Raw genomic sequence first — 19,563 nt, forward strand, 5'->3', positions numbered from 1 at the left:
CCCCCAATTGAACATGACAGAAAAGAAAAAACAAAAAGGAAAACCACCAAAGAAGCAATTCAATTTTTATTGGATCTATGTTACCGTAGGTGTTTTACTAATCGCATTAAATTTATTCAACTACAGTTCAGGTGCTCAAAAAGTAACTTGGGATCGTTTTGTAAACGAAATGCTAAAAGGAGAAGAAGTTAGCCGTTTAGTAGTTGTAAACAACGAATTAAAAGTAGAAATCTTTTTAACTGCTGATGCTTTAAAAGATGATAAATACAAAGATTTAAAGAAAGGTACTTTTTCAGATGGTAATGGCCCACAATATTACCTGGCCATTGGTTCGGTAGACCAATTCAGTAGAGATTTAAATCGAGTTCAAGAAGAATTGCCAGAAACAGCTCAAGTTAATCCAGAATACGATCAACGTAAAAACTGGACAGGAGAAATCATCAGCTGGGTGCTTCCTATTGTTATTATGATTGGACTTTGGGTATTTATTATGCGTCGTATGTCAGGTGGTGCAGGTGGCGGCCCCGGTGGACAATTGTTCAACATTGGAAAATCAAAAGCGACTTTATTTGACAAAGAGAAGAATGTAAAAATTTCTTTCAATGATGTTGCCGGTTTAGATGAAGCAAAAGTAGAAATCCAAGAAATTGTAGAATTTTTAAAGAATCCAAAAAAATACACTGAGTTGGGAGCTAAAATCCCAAAAGGAGCTTTATTAATAGGCCCTCCAGGAACTGGTAAAACCTTACTGGCGAAAGCTGTAGCAGGAGAAGCTCAAGTTCCATTTTTTAGTCTTTCAGGTTCAGACTTCGTTGAAATGTTTGTTGGAGTTGGTGCATCTAGAGTACGTGATTTATTTAAACAAGCCAAAGAAAAAGCTCCAGCAATCATCTTTATAGATGAGATTGATGCCATTGGACGAGCTAGAGGAAAAGGCGCTGCACAAGGATCAAACGACGAAAGAGAAAATACGCTAAATCAATTATTGACTGAAATGGATGGTTTTGGTTCTAATTCAGGAATCATTATTTTAGCTGCAACTAACCGTGCAGAGATCTTAGATAGAGCATTGCTTCGTCCAGGTCGTTTTGACCGTCAGATTAGCGTTGACTTACCTGAATTGAATGAGCGAAAGCAAATTTTCAAGGTTCACGTAAAACCTTTGAAGATTGACAATACAGTAGACATTGAATTTTTATCTAAACAAACACCAGGTTTCTCTGGTGCTGACATTGCAAACATTTGTAATGAAGCAGCATTAATTGCGGCAAGAAAAGATAAGAAATCAATTGATCAACAAGACTTTTTAGATGCCATCGACCGAGTAATAGGTGGATTGGAGAAGAAAAATAAAATCATCACTAGAGATGAGAAAAAGGTAATTGCTTTTCACGAAGCAGGTCATGCTTCGGTGAGTTGGTTGGTAAAATATGCCAACCCTCTAGTGAAAGTAACAATTGTGCCTAGAGGCCGTTCATTGGGAGCTGCTTGGTATTTGCCTGAAGAAAGACAAATCACCAATACAGAACAATTGATAGATGAAATGTGTGCTGCTTTGGGTGGTAGAGCTGCTGAAGAAATCATCTTCGGAAAAATTTCTACCGGTGCTTTAAGTGATTTGGAAAAAATTACCAAACAAGCCTATGCAATGGTTTCAATCTATGGGTTGAACAGTAAAATTGGAAATATTTCATACTATGATTCTACTGGACAGAGCGAATATAGCTTCGGCAAGCCTTACAGTGAAAAAACAGGGCAAACCATTGATGAGGAAGTAAGCAAATTAATAGAAGCTGCTTATATTCGAACCAAAGAGATTTTGGTAAAACATAAAGCAGAATTAACTCAATTGGCCGAGCTATTGTTGGAAAAAGAAGTTATTTTCAAAGAAGATGTAGAACGTATTTTTGGAAAACGACCAGCTGATTTTGATGCTGAACGTGAGGAAAAGCAGCTATTGGAGCAAACTATATCTGACAATGAGAAAGCAAAAGCAATCGCTTTGAGCGCTGAAAACAGCGACCAGAAAAAGTTAACTGAACCTACCGAAGAAGAAATATCTGAAGAGAAGAATAGCTAAAATGGAAAATGATTGGATTAAAATAGCAGGTTCGTCACAACTATTTATAGTTGAAATGTACAAGGGACTGCTCGACGATAACTCAATCAAATCTATTTTAATGAACAAAACAGACTCCATGCATCTGCATTTAACCAATGCAGATGTGGAGTTATATGTTCGCAATAATGATGTAATCCGGGCGAAACACCTAATCGAAAAAACCAGTTTTGAATAATTTTACTCAACGTGCTCTTACAGGTATAATATTCGTTGCGGTGCTATTAGGAGCAATCGTTTTGAGTGAATTTGCCTCCGCCATTCTATTCTTCTTTATTATTCTTTTAGGAACAAGAGAATTTTACAACTTTTTTAAAGAAGGTGAGCATTTCCCACAGAAAAATGTAGGTATCATCAGCTCTTTGATTTATTTTACCATATCGGTGTTTATTAATCAATCTCAATGGGCCAACACCACTCTTTTCTTATTGGTTCCAATTGTATTCGCCATTTTTATCATTGAACTTTTCAGAAACAAACCCAATCCAATTAGCAACATATCCTATACCTTACTCGGAATAGTCTACATTGCTTTTCCGATGACCTTGTTATACGAGCTTTCATTTATCGACAACAATCAGTTTGGTGGAGATTATAATTATCAAATCGTATTGGGCTTTTTCTTTTTACTTTGGGCCAATGATACAGGAGCTTATTTAGTTGGAAGAAAATTGGGTCGCACTAAATTATTCGAACGCATCTCCCCTAAGAAAACGTGGGAAGGTTCTATAGGTGGAGCGACTTTAGGAATCGGAGTCGGGTATTTGAATGCTCAGATATTCCCTGATTTAAGTTTATTCAACTGGATCGTTGTTGCCATATTAGTTGTAGTATTTGGCTCTTTGGGTGATTTAGTAGAGTCATTATTTAAGAGAAGCCTGAACATCAAAGACTCCGGAAAACTACTTCCAGGCCACGGAGGACTACTTGATCGTTTTGATGGTATTTTTATCGCTGCACCCATCGTTTATACCTATTTGCGATTTATATTTGCAATTTAGTACCTTGCACACCTAATTCTATTTTATAACCCATGACATTTCACAAAGAAGGATATCCAAGTATTATTTTAGTGCTGATCGTATCAGCCATCATTACTGCAATCACCCATTATTTTTTTAGTGAATTCCCTTGGGTAATTTACTTAGGATATGCGATATCAGCATTCTTAATCATTGTGATTGTCCAATTTTTTAGAAGCCCAAGAAGAACTGTAACTCCTAATGACAATCATATAATTTCTCCTTGTGATGGGAAAGTAGTGGTAATAGAAGAAGTTCAAGAATCGGAATTTATCAATGAAAAGAGAATTCAGGTTTCTATATTTATGTCTCCAATAAACGTGCACAACAACAGATATCCAATTGCGGGAACACTGAAGAATTTTAAATATCATCCTGGTAAATTCTTGGTAGCATGGCATCCAAAATCATCTACAGAGAACGAAAGAACGACCGCTTTAGTAGAAGATTCAAAAGGTAGAAGCGTATTGTTTCGACAAATTGCTGGTGCCCTGGCTAGAAGAATTGTATTCTACGGTAAAGAAGGTGATAAAGTAGAGCAAGGTTCCGAATGTGGCTTTATTAAATTCGGTTCAAGAGTTGATTTATTTCTACCAATAGGCACAAAAATCAATGTAGCTTTAGAACAAAAAGTAACTGGTGGAATTGATGTAATCGGTGAGTTTCAGTAAATCTCAACTCAATTTAATCTAGCTAAAATAAATCACCACAATTTTTAATCCTTTGTTATCCAGAGCGGAGTCGATGGATAGATGAAGATTTGCAGAATTCTTTTTCTAAATTATGGTTGGAGAAATCTATTAAATAGCATATAGAATTTTACAAAATCCCTTTCAACTCGATTAAACCTTTTATATGGTGCGTTGGCTTTACTGCTGATTTCTTAGGAAAGTCAGCCAAGTAAACACTGTCCATTCCAGCTTGTTGAGCACCTACTATATCGGCTTCAAAGTCGTCGCCAATCATAATACTTTGATGAGCTTCGGCCCCACTTCTATCGAATGCATGCGTAAAAATATCTTTGTGAGGTTTTGCTTTTCCAAATAATTCAGAAATCACTACCTCTTTAAAAAACTGATCAATCCCAGAGTTTTTTAACTTAACAAATTGTGCCTCCTTAAATCCATTTGTGATGATGTGTAAATGATACTTCTCATTTAAGTATTCCAAGACCGGTAAAGCATTTGGTAATAAGTGAGGCTTTATGCTGCAAGTTTCTACATATCGATCATTGAATTCTAACGCCATTTTCTCATCGTCGATGCGAAAATGTTGCAATGCATGGTGGAATCGCAGTTGTCTAAGTTCGTCCTTTGTTACTTTTCCTACGCGATAAAGCGCCCATAAGTCGTGATTCTTTATTCGGTAAACGCTAAAAAAATCATCAAAACTAGGCACACTCTTTTGCGCTAATTCAAATTCATGATATAAATCTTGAATGGCTTCTTGGGAGTTTCGTTCAAAATCCCAAAGTGTGCGATCTAAATCGAAAAATACGTGTTCATATTTAGACATGAATTACTCCTTTTCGCCAAATGCTAAATCACCAGCATCTCCTAAACCCGGAACAATATAAGACTGCGCTGTTAATTCTTCATCCATTGCTGCCATCCAAATCGTTACCGAATTTGGTAGGTTTCTTTTCGCATATTCCAAGCCTTCAGAACTTCCAATGACAGAAACTATGTGGACATGAGCAGGCTTACCTTTTGACAATAATGCTTTATAAGCCAAAACAATAGAAGATCCTGTAGCAATCATTGGATCAGAAAGAATCAACGTTTTCTTTTCAATAGAAGGACAAGCTAAGTATTCCAATTCAATGTCAAAACTTCCATCCTTGTGGTGTTTTCTATAAGCTGAGATGAACCCATTTTGGGCCGCATCAAAGTAGTTCAGCAAGCCTTGGTGCAATGGTAATCCGGCACGCAAAATAGTCGCAATAACTGGCTGGTGTTTAAATACAAATTCGTTAGACAATCCTAAAGAAGTTTGCACCTCTTTCTTATCAAAAGCCATTGTTTTACTGATTTCATAGGCAAAAATTTCTCCCACACGTTCTAAATTTCTTCTAAAACGCATGCTGTCCTTCTGAATATTAACATCTCTGATTTCTGCCATAAACTGACTAACAATCGAAAGTTCTCTATCTAGTATTTTAACCTTGGCCATGATTCTATATTTTTTACAAAGATGCCTAATTTATTGGTGGAGCATCCTATTTATCATTCATTTTTTATTGTTTTCCCTCTTGGACTGTCGCCTTTTCAAGTAAGTAAGTATAAATAGCCCGCCAACCTACCCAGATGTCCTCATCACTCAAACTCTCGTTGTGCCACAAACTAATAAATGTGCCGTCTACTTCTCGCACCGCTTCTACCATTTCATCTATTGCTTCTTGCGCTTCTTCCAAGTTATAATTGTAATAGAATTTAAGACTTGAGTCCATGATGCAAAAAGGAAACACCTTTAGGTCCGTTTTTACTTCTAGGTCTAAATCATAAAAATAAAAAGGAGTACAAGTACTTGCTCTAAAACCAATTGTAGCGGCATAGCCCATGGTATAATCCTCTTTCATGTCAAAGTGGATTAAATTCCGATAGGTTTCAGGTAATGTTAATTTCAAAAAGTGCTGCCGACTTTTAGTCACATCTCTTTTAATGACAGAAGCCAATCGCTTGATCTCTTTCTCCAATTTTGCGACATTCTCGTTAGACACATAACCAGGATGAATTCCAATATCCGCCTCATCTGCAGCAGATTTAATCACCGATTGAAAACTTCGACTTTCAATCGGCACATTTTTATCATTAAATCCATAATCTGCCACCAAGAAGAAATAAATGGGATGCAGCTTATATTTTGAGTGAACTTCAGTCAAATGATCAAATGTATCATAAGGATCGTGGGCGATACCAAAAACGACTTTCAATTGACGAAGAAGTTTTGAAAACTGAAATTTGAGTAAATACTTCAATGAGGCACCTATGGTTCGAACGACTCCCTTTTGGCGGTATGCAAATGCATTATCGACATCCAATGTTGGGATAAATTTATAATTTCTTGACTTAAAAACTAAATCCGGAAATCGATCGATTAAAATTGCTTTTAATCGCAGAGCCCACAAATTCACCAAAGGGCGTTTGATAAATCTATTTTTGTAAGCAATGCTTCCTTTTGGGTCAAACCGATCGAAAACGTCTCGAATGTGCGGCAGATACTCTTCATATCTAGAAACCAAGTAGAATGACAAAGCAAATACATCAAAAGGCAATGCAGAGTTTGTGTTTGTTTTAAAAAAAGCTGGATATCCATCTACATCAATTACTTTCAACTCTTGTTCTTCAATTCCATTCTGAAACAAGAAATCAACCGCTGTAAAATGCAATTCATCACCTATCGACCGATAACAATAGGACATTTTTGGACCCTTAAAGTTTGAGAACTCTTCCTTGTCAGAAGTCAGTTTCACCTTCAATCCTAGTATGGTATCCAACACCAATTCGAGCGCATACTGCACTCTATTGGCGATTTTATGGGTGTATATTAATATCATTTATAGCAATCCTTCATCTGCGAAGCTAAAGTAAGTATTGTCGGCGAAAATCAAATGGTCTAAAATAGGAAGATCGAGGATTCTTCCAGCTTCTTTCAATTTCTTGGTAAGCTGAATGTCGGCATCACTTGGTTTTAGATTACCCGAAGGGTGATTGTGGCATAAAATAATAGAAGATGCTAATTTATCAATCGCCATTTTAAATACAATCTTAGTGTCGACGATGGTTTGACTTACTCCTCCTTTGCTGATATTAACGCGTTCCAATATTTGATTTCCTCGATTCAACAACAACACCCAAAATTCTTCGTGGGGTAAATCTTCCATTACCTCTCTCATATTCTCAAACACGACAGAACTAGCCGTAATTTTAACTCGTTTTACAGCGTCTGTTTCTTTTCGCCTTCTCCCTAACTCCAATGCTGCAGCAATTGAAATTGCTTTGGCTTCACCAATCCCTTTAAATTTTTGAAGATCAACAATACTCATTTTACCCAATTGATTGAGATTATTGGAAGCTGAAGATAAAATTCGTTTGGACAACTCCACGGCAGTTTCATCGCGACTTCCAGAACCGATCAAAATAGCGATCAACTCTGCATCACTTAGTGCCGTCTTCCCTTTTAAGAGCAATTTCTCCCTTGGACGATCTTCTTCCGCCCAAGCTTTAATACCCAAATGCTTTCCGATGTCTTCCATAGAGTTTAAAGATAAATCAATTAGTTGATTAAGTAAAAAAATAATTTGAAATGCTACGAGTTTAATCACTCAATTAATCTTCGAAAAAAAAATAGTAACTATTCCTACAAAAGAATTTTATTTACATCTTTGCTCCTCTCTAAAAATACTATTGTAAACTAAAATATTTCTCGATGAAAAAACTATTCCTCCTTAGCTCAATCGTTCTAATTTTTGCAAGTTGTGCCCGGAGGTATCGCGACATTCCCCCTTCAGCTTTCAATTATGAAAATAAGAAGTCTATGAGTAATGACATTAATGTTTATTACAGGAACGGGGTACAAGATTTTGCCCAAAACAAACCCTATGCGAGAAAGGAAAGAAGAAAAAACCTGAGATTAATTGCTGTAAAAATAGAAAATCTTGGAGATACAACTATTCGACTTAGAAAGGAAAATTTTATCATCACAACCAATTCAGGAAGTGTTGTTCGGATGGTTCCTTATGAATTATATACTAAAGAAATTAGACAGTATGCAGAGACATTTTTTATATTTTATGGACTTGCAGGAGTAGGCTATTATCAAGAAAGCTCTCCAGCGGGAACAAGCTCTACCATCACATTCTCCCCTTTCCCATTGTTAATTGGAGCAGGAAATGGAATTTATGCCTACTCTTCAAATCAGAAGCAAGTGAGATACCTGGCTGAAAACGATATATTCAACAAGCCGATACCACCAAAAACAAGTATTTACGGCTTAATCACTATTCAGCAAACAAGCATAGATGAGTTAAATTTCTCCTATAGTACGGACACTTATTATTAAAGGTGAAAACTCTGATCCAGTTGTAACAAAAAAAGTATCCATCCTTTCGGAAGAATGCTTTTTAAAATATTATATTTTCAAATTAATACTTCACGACTCGCTGAGCAGACTGCCCATTTTTAGTATGAATTAGTAAAATATAAATCCCGTTTTGATCTGGGAGATTGATTTGATGCGAGAGACTTTGAGCTAACTCATTTGAGAAGATTAACTGTCCGTTTATAGAATAGACTTCCACTCTCTTTATTTCTTGAGAATCATCAGAGATAGTAACTACTCCATTGGTTGGGTTGGGGACTAGTTTATATTCTTTGGCTACTTTACGTTCTTCAATTCCCACCTTTGAGAATAGATTATTGCGATAAACGAAAATACTATGTGAGCCGAAAAGGCTTACTCCACTAAACAATAAGTCTATATCATTATCACCATCTATATCAAAATAAGTACTTGACCCACCTTGAATAGATGTTAAGTATTGATTTTGGAAAATAGAAAAATTACCCAAACTATCATTTAAATGAATAGTAGAAATAGAATTCCCATAGGTAATTATATCTAAATCATTGTCATTGTCTAAATCAGTTAGAATTTGACTGTAATTGCTATATAAAGTGTTAAAATCAATTGAACGGCGAAAATCACCTAAGCCATCATTCAAATAAACATTTGTCCCAGTTGCAACATTTGTTCCGGATCCAGAGTAAATCAGATCAGAATCCCCATCATTATCTATATCTACAAATTCTGAATTGCCTTTAGAAACTTGTTCAAACAATGGCCTTTTCGTTGATTTTGTAAAGCCTCCTGATCCATCATTTTCATAAATAAAAGAAAAGGATCCCCAATTCCACATTGAAGATGGATCTATCCCTTCACCTGAAATAAACAGGTCTAGATCATTATCGTTATCAATGTCTGCTACCGAAATTGAGCCAAATCCTAGATTTTTGATTTGAGAAGTTGAATCCAAAACAAATATTCCATTAGCACCAAAATACAAATTAGTAGCACTCACTCGTGAAGAAAGACTTCCTGCAACTATTAAATCTAGCTGACCATCATTATTAAAATCAGAGACCGCTATTGAACTTTGGTAAACTCCTTGAAGTTTGTTAATAGTATCTTCGATGTAATTCCCAAGGCCATCGTTTAGATATATTATAGTTTTAAGAATATCATTATTGTCTTTCCCAGACACCATTAAGTCAATATCAGAATCTTGATCAATGTCAACAAAAACAGACTCTCCATCATAAATGCCGATAATTGAACTAGGGCTCAACTGAAAATTACCACTTCCATCATTTTTATAAAGAAATGAGCGCGGATTACCATCGATATCTTCTCCAGTCATAAATAAATCTTCATCCTGATCACCATCTATATCAGCATGAATCGTAACACCATATAATAATGGAATTATATTATTATATGGTGCTCTAATATTGAAACGTCCATTTTGATCATTTAAATAAATGGATGAAATAGAAGAACCAAATCCTGTTTGATTGCCAAAAAGCACTAAATCTTCAAATGAATCATTATTTAGATCTAGAGGAACTACACGCCCTCGATGAACATTTCTCAAATTATTTATCGTATCCAGAGCAAATTGACCATTTCCATTATTAGTATATATCTGTGTCATTGATACATTATTTAAGCTTCCAGTGAAAACAATATCTAATTGATTATCATTATTTAAATCAAATAAAGTAATATTTGCAAGATCAATATTTGGGAAATTATTTACACGGTCTAATTTCAGGAGTCCATTACCATTATTAATATATAGTATTATCTGAGAAGCCGAGCTTTGCCCTACATAACCTAGCATCCACAAATCCTTATCACCATCATTATCGATATCTGCAAGTTCTAGTTTGCAAAATGAAGTCCCAATTAATGTATTTGTAAAATCAATAGTAAAATCTCCAAGTCCATTATTCAAATAAACATTTGTGTTCTTTTGCCCTGATGAGTTCTCACCAGCATATATTAGATCTAAATCAGAGTCATTATCAATATCAAAAAATACGGCATCGCTTCTCTTTAGCTGAATAAAAGCATTATTGCTATCTATTGAAAAAGCTCCTAATCCATCATTGAGGTATAATTCCGAATGGATTTTCCCATTCCACCCTTCTCCAGTAATAAAAAGATCCAAATCGTTATCTCCATCCACATCTCCCAAAATGGTAGCTGAAAACCTCATGGGAGGTAGAGAAACTTGACTATTTGAAAAATTTCCGTTCCCATCATTCAGCATTAAGTCAGTTTCATAGTAATTAAATGCAGTGCGCCCCGATAAAATACAGTCTAAATCTCCATCTCCATCAACGTCTCCTAACTCAAGTGAACCTTGAGAAACACCATTAAGATTACCTGCTATATTAAAATTACCTAATCCATCATTAAAATATACAGTTGTTCTAGGATTTCCTCCTACTGAGCCATTTAGTATTAAATCAATATCGCCATCGCTATCTAAATCTCCTTTTACATATTGTGCATCCAGCGTCAAATAAAACTCAGACTTAAATGAGTCCGAGTATAATCTTTCAAAACTTAATTGCTGCGACGAAAGTTGATTCGAGGATAAAAAAACGGGTAAAAAATACAATAGATACTTTTTCATAGGAATTGCTATTTAGATTTAGTTCGCCTAAGATACTAAAAACAAAACAATAACAAATAAAAGCATCCCTCCTTTCGGAAAAATGCTTTCTTAAAATTCTATTAATTGGACTGAATTAGCTATTCAATCTGTTCTCTAAAGCGGTTTCAAATTGGTGTTTCGCATCAGCTACTGTTCCAAATGATTCACCATCGATTAACATTTCTTTTCCTTCTACAGTTCCTAGGAAAGTATATTCTAATCCAGAAGCGACCATATGCTCTACAAACTCATCTTGGTTGTCAGGATTGATGGATACCACTATTCTACTTTGAGCTTCTCCGAACAAGTATGCATCTTTTCTATAGTCGGTATCCGTTTCTACTGAGAAACCAAATCCGTTTGGCATACCTGCTTCTAACAAAGTGATGAATAATCCTCCATCAGCAACATCATGCGCCGAGTTCAACATTCCTGCTTGAATCAATGTCTTCACTTGATTTTGCAATGCATGCTCTTCATCCAAATTAAAGTAAGGAGAAGGTGATTGTTTCACTTTATGGTAAGAATATAAATACTCCGATGAATTGATGTCGTTTTGAGCGCCACCAATCATATAAATTAAATCTCCTTCGTTTTGGAAAGCCAAAGTGGTGATAAACTTCTTATCAGTTACAATCCCCATCATACCGATAGTAGGAGTTGGAAAAACTGGAACATCTACTCCATTCTGCATACTCTGGTTGTAGAAACTAACATTTCCACCAGTTACAGGAGTTTTAAATTTCTCACACGACTTTTTCATCCCTTTGATAGCTCCTACAAACTGCCAGTATACTTCTGGGTTGTATGGATTTCCAAAGTTCAAACAGTTGGTAATTGCAGATGGCTCACCACCAGAACAGACAATGTTTCTAGCTGCTTCTGCAACCGCAATGGCACAACCTTCTTCAGGATTTGCATTTACGTAACGTGCGTTACAATCTACTGTAAATGCCAAAGCTTTGTTCAAGCCTTTAATGTTTACAATACCCGCATCAGTTGGTTTGTTAGTACTCATGTTAATGGTACCTACCATTGTGTCATACTGCTCAATCACCCACTTCTTAGAAGCGATGTTCGGGTGATTAATTAAAAAGTAAGCCACTTCTTTTAAATCCTTCGGTTCTTCAACAGAGTCAATTATGAACTTCTGATTTTCTGCAAAGTATGCCGGCTCTTTAAACTCTCTTTCGTAAACTGGAGCTCCACCACCTAAAACCAATGATTCAGCAGGAACATGAGCTACTAATTTACCCCCCATATAATATTCCAATTGTCCGCCTTCAGTAACTTCACCGATTTGCTCGCAATTCAAATCCCATTTGTCAAAAATAGCTTCTACCTCAGCTTCTCGTCCTTTCTTCACCACGACCAACATACGCTCCTGAGACTCTGATAACAAAATCTCAAATGGCTTCATGCCTTCCTGACGAGTAGGCACTTTATCTAAATCGATGGTCATCCCGAATCCTTCTTTGCCACTCATTTCTGAAGTAGAACAAGTAATTCCGGCAGCACCCATATCTTGCATTCCAATGATTGCATCGGTTTCAGCCAACTCTAAAGAAGCTTCTAGCAATAATTTCTCTTGAAAAGGATCTCCAACTTGAACAGCTGGCAAATCATTTGCAGATTCTTCTGTGATGTCTTTCGAAGCAAATGCTGCTCCGTGAATTCCATCTTTACCTGTTGCAGAACCAACAATATAAACTGGATTTCCAACTCCGTATGAAGTAGCAGAAATCATTTTGTCTGCTTTCATAATTCCTGCAGACATCGCGTTTACTAATGGATTGGTGTTGTAGCATTCGTCAAAGAAAACCTCTCCTCCAACTACAGGGATACCAAATGCATTTCCGTAGCTGCCGATTCCTTTTACTACTCCTTTTAATAACCATTTCGTTCTGTCTGAATCAATAGAACCAAAACGCAAGGAGTTTAATTGTGCTATCGGACGAGCACCCATTGTAAATATATCACGGTTGATACCACCTACACCAGTTGCCGCTCCTTGGAATGGCTCCAATGCCGACGGGTGATTGTGTGATTCAATTTTGAATGCACAAGCCAATCCGTCACCGATGTCCACTAATCCAGCGTTTTCTTCACCAGCTTCAGCCAACATATGTGGGCCTTCTTTTGGCAATTTCTTCAACCAAGTAATGGAGTTTTTGTAAGAACAGTGCTCCGACCACATCACAGAGTAAATACTTACTTCTGTAAAGTTGGGCGTACGTCCCAAGATTTCCTTGATTTTATCAAATTCCTCAGGTCTTAAACCTAATTCTATTGCCGTTTCTACGGTTGCTTCGTTCAATGTATTGTCTTCCATTTTGTGAAGGGCTGGTTAGTAAGCTGCAAAAGTAAAATTTTGATTCCCATCTACCAACCCATTTTATGCATATTTTTCACCAATGACTTACTATTTTTAAATTACTTTTGAATCATGACTTTAGTAATTCAAATTATTGTATTTATCGCTTTCTCCATCGGCTTGGGGGTTTTGATTAAAATGCATGATTTTTTTCAACTCAAAGGTATTTCGTCACGAATAGTTGTAGCTGCTTTTTTTCTAAAAGTATTCGTTGGCATCGGGTTATGGGCACTTTATACTTTTGTCTATTCCGAGCGAGCGAATGCCGATATCTATAAATATTACGACGACGGCTATTTACTTTTTCTCCAACTGCGCGATCATCCTATTTTAGCCTTTAAGTTCTTTTTCGGTATTCAAGATGTACAAATTTCAGCTTTGTTGAAAGATACCATGCATTGGGATCGAGAATACAATTTTGGCGTATTGAATGACAATCGAACCATGATTCGATTCAACTTTTTAGCGAGTTATTTTTCACACGGCTTTATTCATCTGCATACATTGTTCATTAATTTTCTATCGTTTACCGGATTAGTGGCATTATACAAAACCATTAACAGACAATTGACTCTACCTGCATTTGCATTGTTCTTCGCCGTTTTTCTGATTCCTTCCACTCTATTGTGGGGTTCAGGTATTTTAAAAGAAGGATTCCTACTATTTTCCTTAGGAATTTTCACGCTCACCTTCTTCAATTGCTTGGCCCAAACAAATCTGAGAAATAGCGGTTATCTGCTAATTGGAACTGCATTATTGGCCATCATCAAACCTTATGTATTGTTGTCATTGATTCCGGTTGTGGCAGCGGCTGTAGTAATTCGATTTCTTAAAGTAAAACCCCTCATTGCTTATTTAGGCGTCATTTCAATTGGCTTTTTGGGAGTTGTATTATTGAAGCATTTTCACCTTTTCGATTTATTCGATTTGTTGCAGCAAAAACAAACAGCTTTTTACAATGTGGCCATGATGAGTGAATCTGGAAGTGCTATCTCCGTTTCATCCATTCAAACGCCTCTGGAAGCTCTTTTTGCCATTCCAGAAGTATTGGTCAATGTGTTGTTTCGTCCGTTTATCACTGAAGTGAATTCTATTTTCTATCTACTTGCTGCAGCTGAAAATCTTATGTTACTTATATTGATCGTTACAATGATTTTCTTTTTTAAGAAACCAACTGCCAATCAACTTAACTTCTTGTTTTTTTCATTGTTTTTTACTTTGATATTGGGAACATTGATCGGATGGACAACCCCTATTTTAGGAGCTGTGGTTCGTTATAAAGTCCCATTTTTGCCTTTTCTATTTGCACTTATTATTTCATGTATTGATTTCAATAAAATCAATCAAAAATTCAACTTATCTATCCGATGAAAAATCTGATACTCATTTTAATCTCTTCGCTTTTTATGACATCTTGCTATAAATCAGAAACAGTCGACTTAATTATTCATAACGCCACCATATACACCATGGATGAGTCCAATACTATGGCGGAAGCAATGGCCATTAAAGATGGAAAAATCATCGCCATCGGACCAGAGAACCAGATTATGAATAAATACTTTGGTGAAAAGACTATTGATGCGGGCACTCGACCAGTTTACCCTGGATTCAACGATGCTCATTGCCACTTTTTTTGGTACGGGCGTTCGTTTCAGGAAGTCGATCTATCAGGTGCTAAAAGTTGGGACGAAGCCGTTCAAAGAGTTGTAGACTTCGCCAAAGGAAAAGAACTAAAATTTATCGGGGGAAACGGATGGGACCAAAATTTATGGGCAGGACAAGCTTTCCCAAGCAAACATAAATTAGACAGTCTTTTCCCGAACGCACCGATTCTATTAAAGCGTATAGACTCTCATGCGGCGGTTGCCAATCAAGCAGCTTTGGACATGGCGGAAGTCAATGAAACTACCATTACAGAAGGTGGAATTTTCAAAAAAGAAAATGGTAAATTAACAGGTCTTTTAGTGGATATGGCAATTACCTATGTGGAGCAAAAACTACCTCGCTACTCCGATGAGGAAGATCAAAAGTCATTATTGACCGCTCAAGAAAAGTGTTTCGAAAAAGGATTGACAACGGTGGCCGATGCCATGTTAGAAAACAAGATGATTCACCTCATCGACAACTTGCAGAAAGAAGGAAAACTAAAAATGCGCATTTACGGAATGGCGACACCTTCCAAAGAAAACTTAGCTGAATATTTATTGGATTCTGCCTACAAAACAGATCGTTTGCACATTGGCGCGATTAAGTTCTTTGCTGATGGCGCTTTGGGTTCTCGTGGAGCCAAACTCATCGAGCCGTATACAGATGATTCTACCAATTCTGGTTTATTCATGAACGATTCGGCCTACTTACAAGACATGGCACACCAAATATATCAATCAGGATTACAGATGAATACCCATTGCATTGGAGATGCTGCCAACCGATTGATGTTAAACATTTATGGCAATGCCTTAAAAGAAGTAAACGATCGACGATGGAGAATCGAGCATGCCCAAATCGTTCATCCTGACGACATGGAGTTGTTCCGAAAATTCACCATTATTCCTTCGGTGCAGCCAACACACGCCATTTCGGATATGGGCTGGGCAGAAGATCGATTGGGAGGAGAACGATTGAAAGGTGCCTATGCTTTTAAAACCTTGCTTTCGCAAAATGGATTATTGCCGTTGGGAACAGATTTTCCAATTGAAAAAATAGATCCTTTATTGACCTTTTATACCGCTGTGACGCGAAAAAATGCAGAAGGAAAACCTGAACAAGGCTTTTTGCTTGATGAAGGTTTAAGTCGCTTAGAAACTCTAAAAGGAATGACGATTTGGCCGGCGATTGCGAGCTTTGAGGAAAACGAGAAAGGAAGCTTGGAAGTTGGAAAGTACGCCGATTTTATTCTGCTCGACAAAGACTTAATGACCGTCAAAGAAAGTGAAATATTATCAATTAAAGTAGTGTATACGGTGGTTGGTGGTGAAGTGGTTTGGGGAGAGTAATAAGTGTATTTTGTTATCTAAAATTAATATCACTTGAAATTCAAATTTAGTCCAAATTTAAACAAAGAGGCTAAAGCTTCTATTTTGTTCATCTCAATTTTGAGCTATCTATTTGCTAGCTTAGCGCTAATCCCAAATAGTAATAATGAACTTCTCTCGGGTGCTGGAGAATTGCTACTTTCTCTGGTTCTATTCCCACTTATAACAATCAACCTACTCATTAATTTAAGGTTGAATAGAGAATCAAATATAGGTTTTGCTATTTTTATTTCCCTAATGAGCCTATTTTTCTACTTCGCCTTAATGCGTATAAACCTTCCTCCTATTGAAATAAAACAGCATCAATGGTACATTTATTTGTTTCTTTCACAACTCTATCTATTTCTATTTACTCTATTTAAACCCAACCAAAATAAATTGTACAACATGATACTTCTATTTTTATTCACATTATTGATAGTTGGATTCCTGAACCCTTCGTTTTTAATAGCGACATTCATTTGATTCGAACTCCTTAAACCTAAACCACATTCCTCTTCTAATCATTTTACATTCCAACTTTTAGATTTTCATAATTCGATGGAGTAATTACAGAATCTACTTTTACAATTCAAACTAATTATGCTTTTAGCAATTTATTAACCAACAAACTATCTAAAGGGAAGTATGAAGTATTTGGAATAGTTGACTACTTTCCTTTAGAAAAAGTTAAACTTACTAGACATTTCTCACATAGTTTCGAGAATAAATAACATAACTTCATGTGCATTATTGTAATATTAATTTAGAATTATTTTGAATAATCAAAACCAATCTCTTCTTTAGTATCTTTGAATAAAAAGTAACCATGTTGCCCATTCTGGAAAATAAAAAAGACGCGTTAATCAAACTGTGCGAGCAATATTCAATCAAAAGCATGTATGCTTTTGGTTCAGTTACTACTGACCAATTCAATGCTAAAAGTGATATCGATATTTTAATAACGTTCAAAGAACTCCCTTTTGATCAATACACCGATAATTTTTTTAAGCTACATGTTGATCTTGAAAAGCTATTGGAAAGAAAAATAGACTTACTTACTGAACGGTCCCTATCAAACCCTTACTTTATTGAAAGTATAGATCAAACCAAGCAATTATTGTATGCCGCAGCATAGAATAAATATGTATTTGCATGATATCTTAAATGCAATTGATTCCATTTTTGACTATTTGGGAGACAAAAGAGACTTCAACCATTATGATTCAAATAAATTACTTCGAAGGGCTGTTGAGCGCGAATTAGAAATAATTGGAGAGGCGACTAATCGCATTATAAAAATTGATTCCAAGATTGATATATCAAATGCCAAAAGAATTATAAGCCTTCGAAATTGGGTAATTCATGCCTACGACAATATTGATAATATCATTATTTGGGGAGTTATTGACAAAGATTTACCACTTCTTAAAAAGCAAGTATCAAAACTAATTGAAAGCAACCAGTTTTTATAAATCAAAGCTTAAAAAGCTACAAAAGCTGATTTTTATAGTTCAATATTATTCTACCTAATACTTTTTACAAGCAGTAATTTATTGCCTAATTTTAGAAAATAATTAAAAACAATGAACATGAAAAAGATAAATGTATTGGCAATTGCTTTGGGCTTATTTGTAGCTTCTTGTGGAGATGCACCAAAAGCAACTGAAGAAAAAGAAATGCAAAGTGAAGAAATGCACGATGATCATGCAGGTCATGACCACGAAGCAATGATGGAAAAAGCAGACAAAGCTGAACCTGTTGCTATTCCTGCAGATGCTAAAGTTTTCTTCGCAAACCTAACAGATGGACAAAAAGTAAAATCTCCTTTGAAAGTTCAATTTGGTGTAGAAGGTATGGAAGTAGAACCTGCTGGAGAATTACATGAAGGAAAAGGTCACCACCATATTATCATTGATGGAGCAGCATTAGAAAGAGGCACAATTGTTCCTGCTGATTCTTTAAACATCCATTATGGAAAGGGCCAAACAGAAACTGAGTTAGTATTACCTAAAGGAGAGCATACTTTAACAATGCAGTTTGCTGATGGATATCACCAGAGTTATGGAGCGCAATTGAGTGCGACCATTAAAGTGATCGTAGAATAGGTAACAAATTATAAAATTAAAAAGCCACGCAGCAAACTGATAACTCAGGAACTGTGTGGCTTTTTTATTTGGAATAATATATGTGTCGCTTACAACTTTCTCAATATTTCAGGAGATTGTTTCGAACATATTATATCTATTACTTCAATTCTATTTTCACTTGATTTATAGAGCACTTTGAAGTCTCTCACAACAATCCTTCGATATTTAGGATTTATCTCATCTATTTGATACTGCTTTGAAAAATAAATACTTTTTGGACTTTTTAAAAGTTCATTTTTCACTTTCTTAGCTGCAGGAATCGATTTTTTACAGTAATAATCATAGATAACTTTCAAAGACTCTTTCGCTTGAATAGTCCAAACAATTTTAAGTTCTTCCATTACCAGTCTTCGCTTTCGCTCTCCAAATCTTCTTGGGTGATTACTTCGCCTTCTAATAATTGTTTCTCGGCAACAGCCAGGCGTTCGTTATATTGATTTTTTGTCAAAGGTTGTCCATCTGCGGTATATCCCACAATCAACTCTTGATCCAACATCTCATCAATTTTCTTAATAATTGACTCTTGATCAACAGACAATATTTTTTGGACTAAATTTATTTTTGAAGATTGCAATCCCATAGTGATTGATTTTTATACTATAAAGTTACTTCTTTTCTGAATTCAATTCAACCTACTCTCTACACAACCTTCCAATCAACTCCATATGCTGAGGAAAAGCTAGAGACAATTCTGCCTTCTTAGCCAATTCAAAATCTTGGAAATCGAACCCCGGAGAAACCGTACAACCAACTAGTGAATAAGCCCCCAACGATTCACTGGCGAACCAAGCACCAGCTGGAACGACTGCTTGTGGAGTTTGCCCATTTTCTAGATCTAATCCAATGGAGAGTTTGGTATAGGTTCCATCTAACTCGATTACATGAACGATTAATGGTTCGCCGTAATAGAAATGCCACATCTCATCAGATTTTATTCGGTGAAATGCAGAGAAATTTCCTTCGGTAATTAAAAAGTAAATTCCAGTTGCTAAGTTCCTGCTTCCTTCCATTCCCTTTTCCATAATATCAGCCGAAACCATCCCCTCTGAACGATACATTTCTTTGAAAAATCCACCTTCTGGATGTGGCAATAAATCAAGGTAATTTACCCAATAGTCTACTTTTTTCATATTTCTTCACATTTGCGATTCACAAAAC

The 19,563-nt window shown here is 36.0% G+C and carries 19 protein-coding genes; 10 read left to right on the top strand and 9 right to left on the bottom strand.

All coding sequences use genetic code 11. From position 1 onward, the window contains the following. The first annotated feature begins 13 nt into the window (after positions 1–13). The 4 genes from ftsH to ACTB0X_RS16900 are packed head-to-tail and all read left to right on the top strand — an operon-like array spanning position 14 to position 3,812. Complete coding sequence (gene ftsH, locus ACTB0X_RS16885; protein ID WP_463026213.1) at positions 14–2,080, top strand: ATP-dependent zinc metalloprotease FtsH; 2,067 nt, start codon at positions 14–16, stop codon at positions 2,078–2,080. Position 2,081: 1 nt separating this feature from the next. Next, positions 2,082–2,297 (top strand): putative signal transducing protein, encoded by a 216-nt coding sequence (locus ACTB0X_RS16890; RefSeq protein ID WP_463026214.1) that lies wholly within the window; start codon positions 2,082–2,084, stop codon positions 2,295–2,297. Next, a complete protein-coding gene (locus ACTB0X_RS16895) occupies positions 2,290–3,120 on the top strand; it encodes a phosphatidate cytidylyltransferase (protein ID WP_463026215.1) in 831 nt (276 codons plus the stop codon). Before ACTB0X_RS16890 ends, ACTB0X_RS16895 begins: the two co-directional genes overlap by 8 nt. Before the next feature lie 32 nt (positions 3,121–3,152). Further along, the gene (locus ACTB0X_RS16900) at positions 3,153–3,812 is read left to right on the top strand and encodes a phosphatidylserine decarboxylase family protein (protein ID WP_463026216.1); all 660 of its coding nucleotides are present in this window, start codon (positions 3,153–3,155) and stop codon (positions 3,810–3,812) included. A gap of 148 nt (positions 3,813–3,960) precedes the next feature. On the opposite strand, the gene ACTB0X_RS16905 is transcribed toward ACTB0X_RS16900, so the two are convergent. The 4 genes from ACTB0X_RS16905 to radC all read right to left on the bottom strand — a co-directional run bounded on the left by ACTB0X_RS16905 (position 3,961) and on the right by radC (position 7,396). Then, positions 3,961–4,656, bottom strand: coding sequence for a YjjG family noncanonical pyrimidine nucleotidase (locus tag ACTB0X_RS16905; protein ID WP_463026217.1), 696 nt, complete (start codon positions 4,654–4,656; stop codon positions 3,961–3,963). A gap of 3 nt (positions 4,657–4,659) precedes the next feature. Continuing rightward, positions 4,660–5,313 (bottom strand): uracil phosphoribosyltransferase, encoded by a 654-nt coding sequence (gene upp / locus ACTB0X_RS16910; protein ID WP_463026218.1) that lies wholly within the window; start codon positions 5,311–5,313, stop codon positions 4,660–4,662. 64 nt (positions 5,314–5,377) lie between these two features. Further along, a complete protein-coding gene (locus ACTB0X_RS16915) occupies positions 5,378–6,697 on the bottom strand; it encodes a polysaccharide deacetylase family protein (RefSeq protein ID WP_463026220.1) in 1,320 nt (439 codons plus the stop codon). Continuing rightward, on the bottom strand, positions 6,698–7,396 hold the full coding sequence (radC, locus tag ACTB0X_RS16920; protein WP_463026296.1) for a RadC family protein: 699 nt from the start codon (positions 7,394–7,396) through the stop codon (positions 6,698–6,700). 173 nt (positions 7,397–7,569) lie between these two features. Here radC and ACTB0X_RS16925 point away from each other — a divergent pair, with 173 nt between their 5' ends. Continuing rightward, on the top strand, positions 7,570–8,202 hold the full coding sequence (locus tag ACTB0X_RS16925) for a hypothetical protein (RefSeq protein WP_463026222.1): 633 nt from the start codon (positions 7,570–7,572) through the stop codon (positions 8,200–8,202). 82 nt (positions 8,203–8,284) lie between these two features. Here ACTB0X_RS16925 and ACTB0X_RS16930 read toward each other — a convergent pair whose 3' ends face one another. Together ACTB0X_RS16930 and purL are read right to left on the bottom strand one after the other, a co-directional pair. Continuing rightward, positions 8,285–10,843, bottom strand: a complete 2,559-nt coding sequence (locus ACTB0X_RS16930; RefSeq protein WP_463026223.1) for an FG-GAP-like repeat-containing protein — start codon at positions 10,841–10,843, stop codon at positions 8,285–8,287. A gap of 115 nt (positions 10,844–10,958) precedes the next feature. Further along, complete coding sequence (gene purL / locus ACTB0X_RS16935; RefSeq protein WP_463026224.1) at positions 10,959–13,196, bottom strand: phosphoribosylformylglycinamidine synthase subunit PurL; 2,238 nt, start codon at positions 13,194–13,196, stop codon at positions 10,959–10,961. Between the two features lie 114 nt (positions 13,197–13,310). Here purL and ACTB0X_RS16940 point away from each other — a divergent pair, with 114 nt between their 5' ends. The 5 genes from ACTB0X_RS16940 to ACTB0X_RS16960 all read left to right on the top strand — a co-directional run bounded on the left by ACTB0X_RS16940 (position 13,311) and on the right by ACTB0X_RS16960 (position 18,363). After that, complete coding sequence (locus ACTB0X_RS16940; RefSeq protein WP_463026225.1) at positions 13,311–14,609, top strand: hypothetical protein; 1,299 nt, start codon at positions 13,311–13,313, stop codon at positions 14,607–14,609. After that, the gene (locus tag ACTB0X_RS16945; protein ID WP_463026226.1) at positions 14,606–16,237 is read left to right on the top strand and encodes an amidohydrolase; all 1,632 of its coding nucleotides are present in this window, start codon (positions 14,606–14,608) and stop codon (positions 16,235–16,237) included. The genes ACTB0X_RS16940 and ACTB0X_RS16945 overlap by 4 nt, the downstream gene beginning before the upstream one ends. Positions 16,238–17,084: 847 nt before the next feature. Further along, entirely contained in the window at positions 17,085–17,393 is a 309-nt protein-coding gene (locus tag ACTB0X_RS16950) for a nucleotidyltransferase family protein (protein WP_463026227.1), read from the top strand. Continuing rightward, entirely contained in the window at positions 17,380–17,730 is a 351-nt protein-coding gene (locus ACTB0X_RS16955; RefSeq protein WP_463026228.1) for a HepT-like ribonuclease domain-containing protein, read from the top strand. The genes ACTB0X_RS16950 and ACTB0X_RS16955 overlap by 14 nt, the downstream gene beginning before the upstream one ends. A 117-nt stretch (positions 17,731–17,847) precedes the next feature. Continuing rightward, positions 17,848–18,363: a DUF4399 domain-containing protein gene (locus ACTB0X_RS16960; RefSeq protein WP_463026229.1), complete on the top strand. Its 516-nt coding sequence runs from the start codon at positions 17,848–17,850 to the stop codon at positions 18,361–18,363. Between the two features lie 89 nt (positions 18,364–18,452). Here ACTB0X_RS16960 and ACTB0X_RS16965 read toward each other — a convergent pair whose 3' ends face one another. The 3 genes from ACTB0X_RS16965 to ACTB0X_RS16975 are packed head-to-tail and all read right to left on the bottom strand — an operon-like array spanning position 18,453 to position 19,535. Beyond that, positions 18,453–18,746, bottom strand: coding sequence for a type II toxin-antitoxin system RelE/ParE family toxin (locus ACTB0X_RS16965; protein WP_463026230.1), 294 nt, complete (start codon positions 18,744–18,746; stop codon positions 18,453–18,455). After that, entirely contained in the window at positions 18,746–18,985 is a 240-nt protein-coding gene (locus ACTB0X_RS16970) for a hypothetical protein (RefSeq protein WP_463026231.1), read from the bottom strand. Before ACTB0X_RS16970 ends, ACTB0X_RS16965 begins: the two co-directional genes overlap by 1 nt. 52 nt (positions 18,986–19,037) lie before the next feature. After that, entirely contained in the window at positions 19,038–19,535 is a 498-nt protein-coding gene (locus ACTB0X_RS16975) for a cupin domain-containing protein (protein ID WP_463026232.1), read from the bottom strand. Between the last annotated feature and the right edge of the window lie 28 nt (positions 19,536–19,563).

This window comes from Acidiluteibacter sp., from assembly GCF_055129545.1.

Bases quoted from the DNA above. Each gene is read 5' to 3' on its own strand.
- ftsH (WP_463026213.1), top strand. From the start codon at position 14: ATGACAGAAAAGAAAAAACAAAAAGGAAAACCACCAAAGAAGCAATTC.
- ACTB0X_RS16890 (WP_463026214.1), top strand. From the start codon at position 2,082: ATGGAAAATGATTGGATTAAAATAGCAGGTTCGTCACAACTATTTATA.
- ACTB0X_RS16900 (WP_463026216.1), top strand. From the start codon at position 3,153: ATGACATTTCACAAAGAAGGATATCCAAGTATTATTTTAGTGCTGATC.
- ACTB0X_RS16905 (WP_463026217.1), bottom strand. From the start codon at position 4,656: ATGTCTAAATATGAACACGTATTTTTCGATTTAGATCGCACACTTTGG.
- upp (WP_463026218.1), bottom strand. From the start codon at position 5,313: ATGGCCAAGGTTAAAATACTAGATAGAGAACTTTCGATTGTTAGTCAG.
- ACTB0X_RS16915 (WP_463026220.1), bottom strand. From the start codon at position 6,697: ATGATATTAATATACACCCATAAAATCGCCAATAGAGTGCAGTATGCG.
- radC (WP_463026296.1), bottom strand. From the start codon at position 7,396: ATGGAAGACATCGGAAAGCATTTGGGTATTAAAGCTTGGGCGGAAGAA.
- ACTB0X_RS16925 (WP_463026222.1), top strand. From the start codon at position 7,570: ATGAAAAAACTATTCCTCCTTAGCTCAATCGTTCTAATTTTTGCAAGT.
- ACTB0X_RS16930 (WP_463026223.1), bottom strand. From the start codon at position 10,843: ATGAAAAAGTATCTATTGTATTTTTTACCCGTTTTTTTATCCTCGAAT.
- purL (WP_463026224.1), bottom strand. From the start codon at position 13,196: ATGGAAGACAATACATTGAACGAAGCAACCGTAGAAACGGCAATAGAA.
- ACTB0X_RS16940 (WP_463026225.1), top strand. From the start codon at position 13,311: ATGACTTTAGTAATTCAAATTATTGTATTTATCGCTTTCTCCATCGGC.
- ACTB0X_RS16945 (WP_463026226.1), top strand. From the start codon at position 14,606: ATGAAAAATCTGATACTCATTTTAATCTCTTCGCTTTTTATGACATCT.
- ACTB0X_RS16950 (WP_463026227.1), top strand. From the start codon at position 17,085: ATGTTGCCCATTCTGGAAAATAAAAAAGACGCGTTAATCAAACTGTGC.
- ACTB0X_RS16955 (WP_463026228.1), top strand. From the start codon at position 17,380: ATGCCGCAGCATAGAATAAATATGTATTTGCATGATATCTTAAATGCA.
- ACTB0X_RS16960 (WP_463026229.1), top strand. From the start codon at position 17,848: ATGAAAAAGATAAATGTATTGGCAATTGCTTTGGGCTTATTTGTAGCT.
- ACTB0X_RS16965 (WP_463026230.1), bottom strand. From the start codon at position 18,746: ATGGAAGAACTTAAAATTGTTTGGACTATTCAAGCGAAAGAGTCTTTG.
- ACTB0X_RS16970 (WP_463026231.1), bottom strand. From the start codon at position 18,985: ATGGGATTGCAATCTTCAAAAATAAATTTAGTCCAAAAAATATTGTCT.
- ACTB0X_RS16975 (WP_463026232.1), bottom strand. From the start codon at position 19,535: ATGAAAAAAGTAGACTATTGGGTAAATTACCTTGATTTATTGCCACAT.